The 13528-nt window shown below is 71.0% G+C and carries 12 protein-coding genes; 4 read left to right on the top strand and 8 right to left on the bottom strand.

From position 1 onward, the window contains the following. Positions 1–80: 80 nt before the first annotated feature. The 4 genes from DEJ02_RS06275 to DEJ02_RS06260 form a co-directional block, all read right to left on the bottom strand. Positions 81–1316, bottom strand: a complete 1236-nt coding sequence (locus DEJ02_RS06275) for a sugar ABC transporter substrate-binding protein (protein ID WP_258373916.1) — start codon at positions 1314–1316, stop codon at positions 81–83. A 45-nt stretch (positions 1317–1361) separates the two neighbouring features. Next, on the bottom strand, positions 1362–2699 hold the full coding sequence (locus DEJ02_RS06270) for an enolase C-terminal domain-like protein (protein ID WP_110863061.1): 1338 nt from the start codon (positions 2697–2699) through the stop codon (positions 1362–1364). A gap of 239 nt (positions 2700–2938) precedes the next feature. Beyond that, positions 2939–3532 carry a TetR/AcrR family transcriptional regulator gene (locus DEJ02_RS06265; protein WP_111032366.1) on the bottom strand — a complete coding sequence of 198 codons (594 nt, stop codon included), beginning with the start codon at positions 3530–3532 and terminating at the stop codon, positions 2939–2941. 77 nt (positions 3533–3609) lie between these two features. Next, positions 3610–5670, bottom strand: coding sequence for an MDR family MFS transporter (locus tag DEJ02_RS06260; protein WP_111032365.1), 2061 nt, complete (start codon positions 5668–5670; stop codon positions 3610–3612). A 169-nt stretch (positions 5671–5839) separates the two neighbouring features. On the opposite strand from DEJ02_RS06260, the gene DEJ02_RS06255 reads away from it, so the two are divergent. Further along, complete coding sequence (locus tag DEJ02_RS06255; RefSeq protein ID WP_146249231.1) at positions 5840–6790, top strand: phosphotransferase family protein; 951 nt, start codon at positions 5840–5842, stop codon at positions 6788–6790. 71 nt (positions 6791–6861) lie between these two features. Then, positions 6862–7251, top strand: coding sequence for a hypothetical protein (locus DEJ02_RS06250; RefSeq protein ID WP_071244081.1), 390 nt, complete (start codon positions 6862–6864; stop codon positions 7249–7251). Between the two features lie 34 nt (positions 7252–7285). On the opposite strand, the gene DEJ02_RS06245 is transcribed toward DEJ02_RS06250, so the two are convergent. Both DEJ02_RS06245 and nadE read right to left on the bottom strand, forming a co-directional pair. Then, a complete protein-coding gene (locus DEJ02_RS06245) occupies positions 7286–8743 on the bottom strand; it encodes an SPFH domain-containing protein (RefSeq protein ID WP_111032363.1) in 1458 nt (485 codons plus the stop codon). A gap of 176 nt (positions 8744–8919) precedes the next feature. Continuing rightward, the gene (gene nadE / locus DEJ02_RS06240; RefSeq protein ID WP_110863289.1) at positions 8920–9747 is read right to left on the bottom strand and encodes an ammonia-dependent NAD(+) synthetase; all 828 of its coding nucleotides are present in this window, start codon (positions 9745–9747) and stop codon (positions 8920–8922) included. Positions 9748–10200: 453 nt separating this feature from the next. Between nadE and DEJ02_RS06235 the strand changes: the two genes are divergently transcribed. Together DEJ02_RS06235 and DEJ02_RS06230 are read left to right on the top strand one after the other, a co-directional pair. Further along, on the top strand, positions 10201–10638 hold the full coding sequence (locus DEJ02_RS06235) for a MarR family winged helix-turn-helix transcriptional regulator (RefSeq protein WP_111024304.1): 438 nt from the start codon (positions 10201–10203) through the stop codon (positions 10636–10638). 221 nt (positions 10639–10859) lie between these two features. Next, positions 10860–12287 (top strand): MATE family efflux transporter, encoded by a 1428-nt coding sequence (locus DEJ02_RS06230; protein WP_111032362.1) that lies wholly within the window; start codon positions 10860–10862, stop codon positions 12285–12287. 235 nt (positions 12288–12522) lie between these two features. On the opposite strand, the gene DEJ02_RS06225 is transcribed toward DEJ02_RS06230, so the two are convergent. Beyond that, positions 12523–13122, bottom strand: coding sequence for a copper resistance CopC family protein (locus DEJ02_RS06225; protein ID WP_111032361.1), 600 nt, complete (start codon positions 13120–13122; stop codon positions 12523–12525). 41 nt (positions 13123–13163) lie between these two features. After that, a complete protein-coding gene (locus DEJ02_RS18420; protein ID WP_155896891.1) occupies positions 13164–13331 on the bottom strand; it encodes a hypothetical protein in 168 nt (55 codons plus the stop codon). Positions 13332–13528 lie beyond the last annotated feature (197 nt).

Raw genomic sequence — 13528 nt, 5'->3', positions numbered from 1 at the left:
TCCTGGTCAGGGGATGGGACAGGCCGGGAGGCGCGGGGCGGGGTCCACCCGCGCCTCCCGTCCGTCAGGGGTGACGCCCGTCACTGCGAGCCGAGCTGGCTCGCGATGGACGACATCGTCTCCTTGCCGGAGGTCTGTCCGTTCACCGCCTGCAGGGCGTACTGCGCGAAGAGCTGGTTGAGCTGGTCGCTCTGCTTGTTGCCGGGCAACGGGGTGGCGTTCTCGAGTCCGGTCTTCAGGGCGTCCTCGACCCCGTCGATGCCGGCGTTGTCGTACCAGGCCTGCTGCGCCGCGGTGCGTGCCGGGAAGGCGCGACCCTGCTCGGCGAGTGAGGTGAGCGTGGCCTCGTTCGTCATCGTGGTGATGGCCTTGAACGCCTGCTCGGGGTACTTGCACTGCTTCGAGATGCCGAAGCCCGACCCGGCGGCGAACGAGCTGGGGCCGTCCGTGCCCGAGGGGATCGTCGTGATGCCGAGGTCGAACTTGACCTTGGCCTTCTGGCTGATGATCGACCAGGGGCCGTCGCTGTACATCGCCACGTCACCGGACACGAACGCGTTGTCGTCGGTGGACCCGTCGGTGCTCGCCTGTGTGGCGTAGCCGTCCTTCACGAGGCCGCCGATCCAGTCGAGACCCTCGGCGAACTCCGCGTTCGAGGCGTCGAGCGTGCCGTCGGCATCGATCACCCGGCCGCCGTTGTAGCCGAGGATCATCGACTCCAGGGGGATGTCCTCCACGCTCGTGCCCCAGATCGGCGTGCCCGCGGCCTTGAGCTCCTTCGCAGCATCCTCGAACTCGTCGACCGTCCAGCCCGGCTTCGGCTCGTCGACGCCCGCCTTCTCGAAGATGTCCTTGTTGTAGAACATGACCATGGGGCCGGTGTCGTACGGCAGCCCGTAGAGCTTGCCGTCGACCTTCATGCCGTCGAGCCCGGTCTGGTCGTACTCGCCCAGGTCGAGGTCGGCCTGCTTCGCCATGTCGTCGATCGGCACGAGCACGTCCGTGTAGTTCGCGGCGCGGAGCGACTGGATGCTCACGATGCAGGGTGCGGTGCCGGTGGACAGCTGGGTGCGGAGCTTGGTCCAGTAGTCGTTGAAGGGTGAGCCCTGGATCGAGACGTCCACGTCGTCGTCGGTCTTGACCGTGTCGGCGACCTTCTGCCACGCGGCCTTGTCCTCCTTCCCGGCGATCCACATGGCCCAGGTGAGGGAGTCCTTCGACTGGCCGTCGCTGGCGTTGCTGCCAGCGGAACAGCCGGTGAGCACGAGCACGGCAGCTGCTGCTGCCGCCAGCCCGGCGGTGCGTCGTCGTTGCATCGGTGTCTCCACTTCGTCGTGGTGATGGGGTGTGCGGTGGGGTGTTCAGGCGACCCGGACGGCGTCCGGGACCCGATCGGGATCGGACTCGGCCCAGACCGGGCCGTCCGGGAACGCGTGGGTGGTCAGGGTGTCGGCGAGCATCTCGGTGCCGGCGCCGGGCGTGGTCGGCGGCCAGTAGCGGCCGTCGTGGACGTCGACCGGGGTCACGAAGTGCTCGTGCAGGTGGTCGACGAACTCGATGCACCGGGTGTCGAGGTCACCGGTCAGGGCGACCGCGTCGAACATCGACAGGTGCTGCACCGCCTCGCACAGGCCCACGCCGCCGGCGTGCGGGCAGACGCGGACCCCGTGCTTGGCGGCGAGGAGCAGGATCGCCAGGTTCTCGTTCACCCCGGCGACCCGGGTGGCGTCGATCTGCAGCACCGACATCGACCCGGCTTGGATCAGCTGCTTCGCGATCACCCGGTTCGCCATGTGCTCCCCCGTCGCGACCGGGATCGGGGCGATGCGCCGGGCGATCTCGGCGTGGGCGAGGATGTCGTCCGGGCTCGTCGGCTCCTCGACCCACGCGACGTCGAAGGGGCGGAGCCGGTCGATCCACGCCACGGCCTCGTCGACGTCCCAGCGCTGGTTCGCGTCGATCGCGATCCGGACGTCCGGGCCGACGGTGGCGCGGGCGATGCCCATCCGTCGGACGTCCTCGTCGACGTCGCCGCCGACCTTCAGCTTGATCTGGGTGAACCCGTCGTCCACGGCTTCCCGGCACAGCCGCGCGAGCTTCTCGTCGTCGTAGCCGAGCCAGCCCGGGGTCGTCGTGTAGGCACGGTAGCCCGCACGCTCCAGGCGCGCTCGACGTTCGGCACGCATCGGTTCGGCGGCGCGGAACAGTTCGAGCGCCTCGGCCGGGGTGATCGCGTCGGTCAGGTACCGGAAGTCCACCAGGTCGACGAGCTCCTCGGGGCGCAGGTCGGCGAGCAGGGCCCACAGCGGCTGCCCCGCACGCTTCGCCCGGAGGTCCCACAGGGCGTTCACCACGGCGCCGATCGCCATGTGCATGACGCCCTTCTCCGGCCCGAGCCACCGCAGCTGCGAGTCGTGCACCATCGCGCGCCAGGTGCCGCCCATGTCGGCGAGGACCGCCTCGGCATCGGCGCCGACGACGTGCCCACGGAGGGCTGCGATCGCCGACTCCTGCACCTCGTTGCCGCGGCCGATGGTGAAGACGAAGCCGGTGCCGACCAGGCCGTCGAGCGCGTCGGTGGTGAGCTCGACGTAGGCGGCGGAGTAGTCGGGTGCGGGGTTCATGGCGTCGGACCCGTCGTGCTCTCGCGAGGTCGGGAACCGGATGTCGTGCACGTGCAGACCGGTGATGCGGCTCATCTGTGTCTCCTGCCGTCCGGTCTCCGTCGACCGAACGGTGCAATCAAAACATCCGATGTCTTGCGCGTCAAGAGCCTTGTTCTTGCGGTTCTGGCGAAAGTGGCCGCCCAACCGTCCGATGACTGCGCGACCGACGGCGTGGACGCGACAGCGGCCTGGAGGCGCGGTGCGGGTCCGCCCCGCACCGCGCCTCCAGACCGTGGTCGCCCCGCGCCGGGGCGACGCGATGGTCACGCTGGTCAGGCGGTGGCGAGCCGCCCCATCTCGGCGACGACCGCGCGCAGCCGCGCAGCGAGCTCGTCGCGCGAGCCGTCCGCCGACCGGTGGGCGGACTCGATCACGGCGGCCATCACGAGGGTGGTCCCGGTCCGCGCGGTGTCCTCGTCGACGCGCTCGGCGGCGACCGCCAGCACGGTCTGCCGCGCGTGCGCCATCCACTGCATCATCGCCGGGACCATCTCGGGGCGGGCTCGGACGAGCTCCTTCATGCGCCGGCGGTCCTGCGGCAGGGTGACCGTGTGCGCGACGAGGTCGCAGAGGTCCGACACGAGCGGCCCGGTGGAACCGAGGAACGCTGCGCGCGCCACGTCCGGGACCGTCGTCGCCGGCAGTCCGAGGGCTGCTTCGGCCTTCGACGGGAAGTAGTTGAAGAACGTCCGCGGGGAGACCCCGGCGTCCGCGCAGATCTGCTCGACCGTCACCCCGGCGAGCCCGTGGTCGGTGACCAGGGCGAGTGCCGACCGATGGATGGCCGACCGGGTCTGCTGCTTCTTGCGCTCCCGCAGGCCGCAGTCGCTCGCGACGAGGTCCTCGGTGGTGGTGGGCTGGTGCACGTGTTGCGCTCCGTCCTGCTCTCGGGTCCGTGCGACGCCGGGCCTCCGCGTCGTGTGACGGGGAGGCCCGGCGTGGTTCAGACCTGCGACCGACCGCCCTGGACGGGGATCGAACCGGTGACCGGGGCGGTGGGCGAGCCCATCGTGTCCGCGGCCCGCACGGCCTGCGCCTCGAGGTCGTCGGCGGTGCCGGCGTCGTCCGCCTGTTCCTGCAGGGCCGAGCTCTTGCGGAGCGGCGGCGCCTTGAAGAAGAAGCTCAGGACGAACGCGAGCAGGATCACCGCGAAGCCGACCCAGTAGACGGTCACGGCCGAGGCGTTGAACCCGGACATGAACGGCCGGGTCAGGGCTGCGTCCGCACCGTTGAGGTACGACGTGTCGCTCGTCTCGGCGTTCGAGTCGCTCGAGTCGTTCGCGCCCTTGTCGATCTGCTTCGACAGCTCCGGTGCGAGCTGGTCCACCCAGTAGGTGCGCTGCCCCGAGTCGGACCAGTCGACGACGAGCCGGCCGTCCTGCACGCTCGCGTGCGCCTTGTCGGCGGCGGCGGTGAGCGCCTGCTGCTGCACGGCATCGGGAGCCCCGGCAGTGGCCTGGGTCACCTGGTCGGTGGCGGTGTCGAGTCCGGACTGCACCTGCTGCTGGAGCGGGGTGACGATCGGGTTCCAGATCTGGTCCATGACGCCCTGGTTCGCCTTCGCGCTGGCGATCTCCGGGTCGAGCGCCGCACTGAGGGCGGGCTTCAGGTTCGACTCGTCCGCCGTGGCGTGCAGGATGTTCGTCGGCATGAGCGAGAACAGGACGGACAGCAGGACGGCGGTACCGAGCGTGCCACCGATCTGGCGGAAGAACGTGGCGGACGAGGTCGCCACACCCATGTCGCGCGGCTCCACCGAGTTCTGCGATGCCAGGGTGATGCTCTGCATGAGCTGGCCGAGTCCGAGACCGATCAGGAACATGCCGATCATCAGGAACCACAGCGGCTTGTCGATCGTCATGAAGGTCAGGACGACGTAGCCGAGCGACACCAGGGCGGTGCCGATGACCGGGAAGATCCGGTAGCGGCCGGTGCGCGCCACGATCTGCCCCGAGGCGATCGAGGCGATCATCAGGCCACCGATCATCGGCAGCGTCGCGAAGCCGGACTCGGTCGGCGTCAGGCCGGTGACGATCTGCAGGTAGAGCGGGATGGTGAGCATCGCGCCGAACATCGCGAAGCCGACCAGGAAGCCCAGGATGGTCGCCATCGAGAACGTGCTCGAGCGGAAGAGCTTGAGCGGGATGATCGCGTCGTCCTGCATGCGGGTCTCGATCACCAGGAAGGCGACGAGGCCGAGCGCACCGATGACGTAGCAGGCGATCGCGCTGGCCGAACCCCAGCCCCACGTGCGGCCCTGCTCCGCGACGAGGAGCAGCGGGGCGAGCGTGACGATGACCGAGGTCGCGCCCCACCAGTCGATGCGCGGCTTGGCCTTGGCCTCGCCGAACTTCGGCAGGTGCAGGAACGCGATCACCATGAGGAGCGCGGCGACGCCGATCGGCACGTTGATCAGGAAGACCCAGCGCCAGCCGGTGATGCCGACGATCGAGCTCGCACCGGCGAACAGTCCACCGATCAGCGGGCCGATCACGGACGAGATGCCGAAGACCGCCAGGAAGTAGCCCTGGTACTTCGCGCGCTCACGAGGCGCGAGGATGTCGCCCATGATCGCGAGCGGGAGCGACATCAGCGCACCGGCACCGATGCCCTGGAACGCGCGGAAGGCGGCGAGCATGGTCATCGACGTCGACAGGGTCGAGAGCAGCGACCCGAGGATGAAGACCGCGATGCCGAAGATGTAGAGCGGGCGACGGCCGAAGACGTCGGAGAGCTTGCCGTAGATCGGCGTGGTGATGGTCGACGCGATCAGGTAGGCCGTCGTGACCCAGGCCTGCTGGTCGAGGCCGTGCAGGTCGTCACCGATCGTGCGGATCGCCGTGCCGACGATGGTCTGGTCGAGGGACGACAGGAACATGCCCGCCATCAGGCCGTAGATGACGAGCAGGATCTGGCGGTGCGACATGATCGGCTTGCCCGGCGTGCTCGCCGGGGAGTCCTGTCGTCCGCGCGACACCTCGACGGGTGCGGTGGCAGTGGACATGCGGAGTTCCTCACAGGGGATGTGGCGTGGTGGTCGTCGGCCTGGTCGGGACCCCGAACGGGTGTCAACCTTGCAGGCTCTGCAACTTTACACCGCCAGCACCTTTGCTGCCAACGCAAAGTTGCCGACCGTGCACGTTCGTGTACGGGTTCTCAGGTAGCGTCGGCGCATGGGGCGAACTACCTGGACCGATGTACCGACGACGCTGCGGCAGCAGGTGGAGGGGGTGCTGGGCGGTCCGGTCTTGACCGCCGAGTCCCAGGCGAGCGGGTGGTCTCCCGGCAGCGCCGACCGGGTGACGACCGCGGCGGGACGACGGGCGTTCTTGAAGACCGTGTCACGCTCGCGCAACGAGGCAGCCCTCGAGCTGCACCGCCGCGAGGCCGCGGTCATGGCCCAGCTGCCGACCACCGTGCAGGCGCCACGGCTGCTCGACGCGCTGCACGCCACGGTCGACGGCGACGACTGGGTCGCGCTCGTGCTCGAGGACGTCGCAGGGCAGCACCCGGGCCGGCACCTCGACGGATCGGACACGACGGCCGTGCTCGACGCGCTCCACACACTGCCGCCCGCGACCGATGGGCTGGCGACGCTCCCCCGCATCGCCGAGGACCTGCGCGGTGAGTTCGGCGCCTGGGACCGGATGCTGGCCGACGACGCGGACGCCGCCCGCGTCGCCGAGGTCGTCCCGCCGCACGTCCTCGACGCCGGCCCCGCGATCGCCCGCGCGGCATCCGGGGCAGCGGCACTCGTCGACGGCGAACACCTCGTGCACGCCGACTGCCGAGCGGACAACCTGCTCGTCGACGACGCCGGGCTCGTCTGGGTGGTCGACTGGCCCTGGGCGAGCGTGGGCGCGCACTGGCTCGACCCGCTGACCTACCTGCTCGACACGCTCGTCCGCGGTGAGGACGCCGACGTCGAACACCACCTCGCCACGCACCCGGTCTTCGCCGGGGTACCCGCCACCACGATCGACGCCGTGCTGGCCGGGCTCGCCGGGCTGTTCTTCGAGCACGCCCTGCCCCCGGCGCCGCCGAACATGCCCACGATCCGCGACTTCCAGCGTCGCGAGGGCGTGGCCGCCGCCGACTGGTTGCTCCGGCGCTGGGCCGACTGACAGCGCGCCCGCCCGAGCGGGGGACGCGTCTGTCCAGGGAGCGCAGCGCACCGGAGCGTACGGTCCACCGCATGACTGATGAGCACCGCACCCCGCGTCCCGAAGACGACGCCGCGCGCCTCGGTCTCGTCGTCGTCGGAGAGGCAGCAGCCCTGCAGTCCGGCGACGAGGCGGCACTGGACGCGAGCGAGCAGAACATCCGCGACACGATCGACGAGCTGGTCGACGAGCCCCTGACCCCGCGGCAGGAGGAGGTCGTCGAGCGACTCGCCGCGGCAGGCGGCACCCTGACCGCCGGGCTCAGCGGTGCCCTCGCCGCCCAGAGCGGTCGCAGCGTCGACGACGTGCTCGAGGGTGCGGCCCGCAGTGTCGTGTGGCAGCAGCGGCTCGCGGACGAGCGTGAGGACGCCGGCGCACAGCAGCGCGACCCGCAGAACGAGAACGGGCACGACGAGGGCTGATCCCCCGTCGCGCCCGCTGCAGGCACCCGCCCGGTTACTCGGTCGGCTCGACCTGTGGCACCGACTGTTCGCGCACGACGGCACGGGCAGCCGCCTGACCCGTCGTGGTGCTCTTCACGATGTCGCTCAGGGTGAACCCGGCGGTGGCACCGAGCAGCGCATCGACCTCGCTGAACTGGCTGACGACACTCTTCGACAGTGCACCGGCGCCGTCGGAGGACACCACGGTGAGCGTGTCGATGTTGCTCATCGGAGCGGCGAGTTCGCGGGCGATGCTCGGCAGTGTCTCGATGGCCTTGACCCGCAGGACGGCCTCGGAGTGCTGTGCGAGCGCGTCGGCCTGCGCCTTGGTCGCATCGGCCTCGGCCTGACCCTTCGCACGGATCGCGTCGGCGGCGGCTTCACCCTCGGCGCGTGAGGCGTCGGCGGCGAGCTTGCGGGCATCCGCCTCGGCCTTCGCCTCGGCCGCGACGGCCTCGGCGGAGATCCGGCGGGCCTCGGCCTGGGCGCGGGCGGTCTCGACCTGGGCCCCAGCGGCGGCTTCGGCCTCGACGCGGGTCTTGCGCGCCTGGGCCTCGGCGACGGCGGAGACCTCGGACTCGAGCTCGGCACGGCGCAGCTCGGCACGCTTCTGCGCGGTGATCTGCTCCTGCTCGACGACGCCCTGGGACGCACGCGCCTGGGCGAGCGGGCCGGCGGCAGCGGCTTCGGCGGACGCACGGTCGGCGTCGAGCTGCAGCGCGGCACGGCGGATGGCCAGGGTGTTCTCGGCCTCGGCGATCGCCTGGTCGGCGGTGGCACGGGCTTCTCGCGCTTCGCGGTCGGCCTGGGCCTCGGCGTTCTCGGCCTCGAGTCGCACGCGTGCACGCTCGGCACGGCCGAGGTCGCTGATGTACTCGTTGCGGTCCGAGATGCCCTTGATCTCGAACGAGTCGACGTCGAGCCCCTGACTGTGCAGGGCGTCCTGCGCGACGGTGAGGACCGCGACGGTGAGCTGGTCGCGGTTCCGGATGATCGTCGAGACGTCGGTCGCGCCGATCGAGGCACGGAGCGAGCCCGACAGGACCTCGCGCGCGAAGTCGTCGATCTTCTTCTCCTGGCCGAGGAACCGCTGTGCGGCCGCCCGGATGGACGCGTCGGCCTCGCCGACCTTGACGAGCGCCACGGCCTCGACGTCGATGGTGACGCCGCGGGAGTCCTGCGCGTTGACGTTGATGTCGATCGCACGCGAGCTGAGCGACAGCTTCGCGACCTTCTCGAAGAAGGGGCGGACGAGCACGCCGGCGCCGAGCACGACCTTGATGCCGGACTCGACGGTCTCGGTGCCGTCGGCGTTCTTGACCTTGCGGGAGCGCTTGCCGGTGATGATGAGCGCTTCGTCGGCACCGGCGTTGCGGTACACGACCTTGGCGTAGATCAGCGCGATCACGGCGAGGACGATGATCCCCACGATGATCAGCGGGACGGCTCCGAGCGCGAACAGGACTTCCATGACTCCCCCTCCGGACCAGGCGCCAGCCTGGATTCCGCATCTGTTGTTCCGTTGGCTCCCATCCTAGGAGCGCGCGCGGACAGCGGGGCCGCGCTGGGGAGGGTTGGGGACAACAGACGGGAGGCGCGGTACAGGATCACCCGCACCGCGCCTCCAGGCCGGGGTTGCGTCAGCGCCTACGCGCCCGCACGCCACCAGTCGTCGAAGGGCGTCGCCGGCACCTGGCGCTTGTGCTCCGTCGCGCGGTAGCGCGACTCGATCGCCTCGGCGACCTCGACCGGCACGTCGTGGCCCTGCAGGTACGCGTCGATCTCGGCGTAGGTGAGCCCGAGGTTCGCCTCGTCGGTCTGCCCGGGCAGCTCGTCGAGCAGGTCGGCAGTGGGCGCCTTCTCGTACAGGCGGGCGGGTGCGCCGAGGTGCTCGAGCAGCTGCCGCCCCTGGCTCTTCGACAGCCCGGTGAGCGGGGTGAGGTCGACGCCGCCGTCGCCGTACTTGGTGAAGAAGCCCGTGACGGCCTCGGCCGCGTGGTCCGTGCCGACCACCAGCAGGCCGCGCTGCCCGGCGATCGCGTACTGGGCGACCATGCGCATGCGCGCCTTGACGTTGCCCTTGACGAAGTCGCTCAGTTCGACGCCCGAGGCCGCGGTGTCCTGCATGACCCCGTCGACGCCGTGCTCGATGTTCACGGTGACGCCCGGGTCGGCCGCGATGAACTGCAGGGCGAGCTGGGCGTCGTCCTCGTCGGCCTGCACCCGGTAGGGCATGCGGACGGTCGTGAACTCGGCCGGGTGCCCCTCGGCGCGGAGCGACTCGACCGCGAGCTGGGTCAGGCGGCCGGCCAGGGTGGAGTCCTGCCCGCCGCTGATGGCGAGGAGGTACCCCTTCGCCCCGGTCGTCAGCAGGTAGTCGCGCAGGAACCCGACACGACGGGCGACCTCCTGCTCCGGGTCGATGGTCGGCTGGACGTTGAGGTCCGCTGCGATGGCGGCTTGGAGTTCACGCACCACCCCAGTATCACGCCGATCCGCCTCCGTGGACCGGCGGGTTCCCGAAGACGTCGATCGGAGCGACCGGGAGGTCCGGGGCGGCGGTGACCCGATCACCACCGCCCCGGGGATCCGCGACGACCCGAACGCGTCGCGGACCCGGTGAGGCGAACGCCGGTACCCGCCGGCGCCCGTCCTGGTCAGGCGCGACGAACTCGTCGCACCGGGATCGCGGTGGGTGGTCCGTGGTGTGGCACGGTGCCTCCTCCCCCGACGGGGTCTCCGCCACTGATCCGCCCCCGGTGGTGAGCCAGGGGATGTGGGGCCCGTCGAACGGGCCGAGGGCGGCTGGTGAGGCCGCTTGCTGTGGAAGGTACCAGGATGCGAGCAGGGCTCGACACCCCCGTTGTGGGGTCACGACTCGGACTGCTTTCGTTGACAGTTCGATGGCTAACAGTTAGAGTCCTGATCATGCAGGCACCGGACTTCACGACACCGCTCCAGCTCATGCGGTGGATCGGATGGGCACAGCGCAAGGGCGCCGAGGAGTGGGTCCGTGAGCGCGACCTCACCCACGAGCAGTCCTTCGTGCTCGGGTACCTGCAGGAACACCCCGGCGCCATCCAGCGGGACGTCGCCGAGGCCACCCGGACCAGCGCGGCCAGCGTCTCGAGTCTCCTGCAGGGGCTCGAGCGGCGTGGCCTGATCGAACGACGACCGGACGCCACGAACGGGCGGACGAAGACGGTGCACGCCACCCAGGCGGGCATCGACCTCATCGCCGGGTTCACCGACGCGATGGTCGCCCTCGACGACTCCCTGCTCGCACCCCTCGACGAGGACGAACGCGACACCCTGCGGCGACTGCTGCAGAAGGTGACCGCGGAACTCGCGCCGCCGACCCGCTAGCCGCACCACCGCACCGCCGGCGCCACGCGCGCCACCGCAGCGACCCGCTCCCGCACCACGCGCCTCCCGGCCGGATCCGCCGGCGTGCCTTCGCGACCCCGCGATCCCGCGCCTTCCCGACCCGCGACCCTGCGATCCCGCGACCCCATCGGTCGCGCGCTCCCCCCTGCCGTGCCGGCGTCCGTCGGCGCGCCCACCGCCATGCCCGGAAGGGAACCGTCATGTCCTCCACCACCACCGCTGCGGCGACGAACCGCTGGTACCTCTCCGCTGCCCCCATCGCCCGAGCCCTGGTGCACCTGTGCGTGCCGATGGCCGCCGCGATGGTCGTCAGCGCCCTGTACAACGTCATCAACGCGGGCTTCATCGGCGCGCAGCACGACACGTCCCTGCTCGCCGCGATCACCTTCGGCACGCCGTTGCTCGGCCTCGTGATGGCCGTGGGCGGGGTGTTCGGCGTCGGCGGCAGCGCGTTGATGTCCCGGTTGCTCGGCGCCTCGGAACACGATCCCGACAAGGCGCGGGACATCAGGCACGTCGCCTCGTTCGCCCTGTGGGGAGCCGTCGTGACCGGAGCCGTGCTCGGCGTCGTCGGGCTCCTGCTGCTCCGCCCGCTCGTCGCCGTCCTCGGTGCCGACGCGGCAGCCGTACCCGCCACGAGCGAGTACGTCACCGTGATGCTCGCGTTCGTCCCCGTCCTCGCCGCGTCCTTCGCGCTCGAGCAGATCGTCCGCTCCGAGGGCGCCGCGAGGCAGGCGATGATCGGCCTGGTCCTGTCCACGGTCGGCAACCTGGTGTTCGACGTCCTGTTCATCCTGGGACTGCACTGGGGTGTCGGCGGCGCTGCACTCGCGGTAGGCCTGGCCAACGTGGTCTCGATCGCCTACTGGGTGACGTGGCTGCAGCGGAACAGCGAGAACGTCAGCTTCGCGCCGAAGTGGTTCACCCTGCGGGCGGACATCCTGAAGCCCGTGTTCGGCATCGGCGTCGGCGAACTGCTGCAGTCCGCGTTCCTCATCGTCACGACACTCGTCCTCAACAACCTCGCCGCCGCCTACGGTGATGACCCGCTGGCGGCGATGGGCGTCGCGGTCCGCATCGCCCGGGTGCCGGAGTTCCTGGTGATGGGCGTGACCATCGGCGTGCTGCCGCTGCTGGCCTACGCGTTCGGAGCGGGTGACGCAGCTCGACTCCGTTCCGGCCTGCGCGCCGCGGCCCTGACCGTCGGCGGCATCGTGCTCGTCTTCTCCGGGACCGTGTTCGTGTTCCGCGAGCAGGTCTTCACGATCTTCTCCGGCGACCACTCGGTGCTCGCGATCGGCATGACGATCCTGACGGCACAGCTCGTCGCCGCCGTCGTCAACGGGTTCACGGGGCTGCTCACCTCGCTGTTCCAGGCGACCGGGATGGTCATGCCCGCGATGGTGCTGTCGATGGGGCAGGGCGTGCTGTTCATCCCGATCGTGATCGCCGGCAACGTGTGGTTCGGGCTCGCCGGGATCATCTGGGCGCTCACCGTCACCGAGGGCATCGTGTTCGTCGCCGCGGTCGTCCTCTGGCTGGCGACGCGGGGCCGCATCGCCCGAGGCCTGGCCGAGGGCAGCGCGGCACGCGCCGACGCCGCGCTGGAGGCCGCTCCCGTGGCGTGAGGCGCGTCGCCCCCGGCGTCACGCACCACGTGCGGACGGGAGGCCCGGTGCCGGTCCGGCGCCGGGCCTCCCGTCCGTCGCGTGGCCGCGTTCCGTGCGTCGCCTGCGCTGCGGCGTGCGTGCGTGCGCTTCGTGAGCAGGAACGGTCGGGTGCGCGCGTGCGACCCGACCGTTCCTGCTCACGAAGTGCGCGACGCTGCGCGCGCCGCGAGCGCTACGCGCTACGCGCTACGCGCTACGCGCTGCGACCGCGCCGCAGCAGCAGCACGACGACCGCGCCGGCCACCAGGACGGCTCCGGCGGCGAGGCCGATCCACACGCCCGGCGCGATGCCCGGCGACGAGGACGGAGCACCGTCCGAGGCTCCGGTGGCCGTCGCGGTGGCACTCGACGTCGGAGCGGTGCTCGCCGTCGGGGTCGGGGTGACGCTCGCGCTCGGGGTCGACACGGGCGCTGCGGCCCGGTACTCGAACGCGAGCGTGCCCTCGATCGGGTGGCCGTCCGGCGACACGTACCGCCAGAGCACGGTGTAGCTGCCCCGGTCGAGGTCGACCGCGCGGCGCATGGTCGTCCCGGAGACGGTCACGTCACCCCTGGCGACGTCGGTGCCCGAGGCGTCCGTCACCTGGATCCGGAGTCCGGCGTCGAGGCCGGCGAGCGGCGCCTCGGAGAAGGTCAGGTCGACGGACTCGAGCGGTTCGGTGACGACCGCCCCGTCCGCCGGGGTACTGCTGGTCAGGGCCGAGTGGGCCGACGCGGGCTGGACACCGACGAGCGTCAGCAGTCCCGCCGCGACGATCGCCAGTGCCGCCGCCGTGGTTCGGGCTGTGCGCATGCGCAGACTCTACCGACGGCCGAGCGGCAACCCGCTGGGGGTCAGAGCTGCTCGCCGAGGAAGTCCGCGTAGGTGGGCTCGTAGCGCGCTTCGCTGACGCTGACGAGCTGGTGGCCGGTTCCTTCGAGGCGTTCGGCGACGAGGGCGGCGAGGTCCTCGGGCGAGCGGAGGCCGTGGCGGTGCCAGGCGTTCTGGATGGTGGCGGTCATGGCGACCAGCCCTTCGTCGAGATGATGCGCATCTCGGATCCGTCCGGGCCGACCCGCTGTGCCAGACCTCACAGATCGTGAGGAGCATCGTGACGACGAGTCCCTGATGACTGACCCGGTACCGCAACGATACGGTCGCGCCCGAGCGCCGTCGAGGCGGATGCGCTTCGCGGCTGACGGACGGGAGGCCCGGTGCC

The sequence above is a fragment of the Curtobacterium sp. MCLR17_042 genome (assembly GCF_003234695.1).
Taxonomy (GTDB): Bacteria; Actinomycetota; Actinomycetes; order Actinomycetales; family Microbacteriaceae; genus Curtobacterium; species Curtobacterium flaccumfaciens.
Note: the sequence above shows the minus strand (reverse complement) of the source record. Positions and strands in the feature narration are given on the sequence as shown.

What these genes read in the sequence shown, in the direction of transcription:
- DEJ02_RS06230 (WP_111032362.1), top strand. Translation starts at nt 10,860, where the DNA reads ATGTCCTCCACCACCACCGCTGCGGCGACGAACCGCTGGTACCTCTCC.
- DEJ02_RS06250 (WP_071244081.1), top strand. Translation starts at nt 6,862, where the DNA reads ATGACTGATGAGCACCGCACCCCGCGTCCCGAAGACGACGCCGCGCGC.
- DEJ02_RS06255 (WP_146249231.1), top strand. Translation starts at nt 5,840, where the DNA reads ATGGGGCGAACTACCTGGACCGATGTACCGACGACGCTGCGGCAGCAG.
- DEJ02_RS18420 (WP_155896891.1), bottom strand. Translation starts at nt 13,331, where the DNA reads ATGACCGCCACCATCCAGAACGCCTGGCACCGCCACGGCCTCCGCTCG.
- DEJ02_RS06260 (WP_111032365.1), bottom strand. Translation starts at nt 5,670, where the DNA reads ATGTCCACTGCCACCGCACCCGTCGAGGTGTCGCGCGGACGACAGGAC.
- DEJ02_RS06245 (WP_111032363.1), bottom strand. Translation starts at nt 8,743, where the DNA reads ATGGAAGTCCTGTTCGCGCTCGGAGCCGTCCCGCTGATCATCGTGGGG.
- DEJ02_RS06270 (WP_110863061.1), bottom strand. Translation starts at nt 2,699, where the DNA reads ATGAGCCGCATCACCGGTCTGCACGTGCACGACATCCGGTTCCCGACC.
- DEJ02_RS06225 (WP_111032361.1), bottom strand. Translation starts at nt 13,122, where the DNA reads ATGCGCACAGCCCGAACCACGGCGGCGGCACTGGCGATCGTCGCGGCG.
- DEJ02_RS06275 (WP_258373916.1), bottom strand. Translation starts at nt 1,316, where the DNA reads ATGCAACGACGACGCACCGCCGGGCTGGCGGCAGCAGCAGCTGCCGTG.
- DEJ02_RS06235 (WP_111024304.1), top strand. Translation starts at nt 10,201, where the DNA reads ATGCAGGCACCGGACTTCACGACACCGCTCCAGCTCATGCGGTGGATC.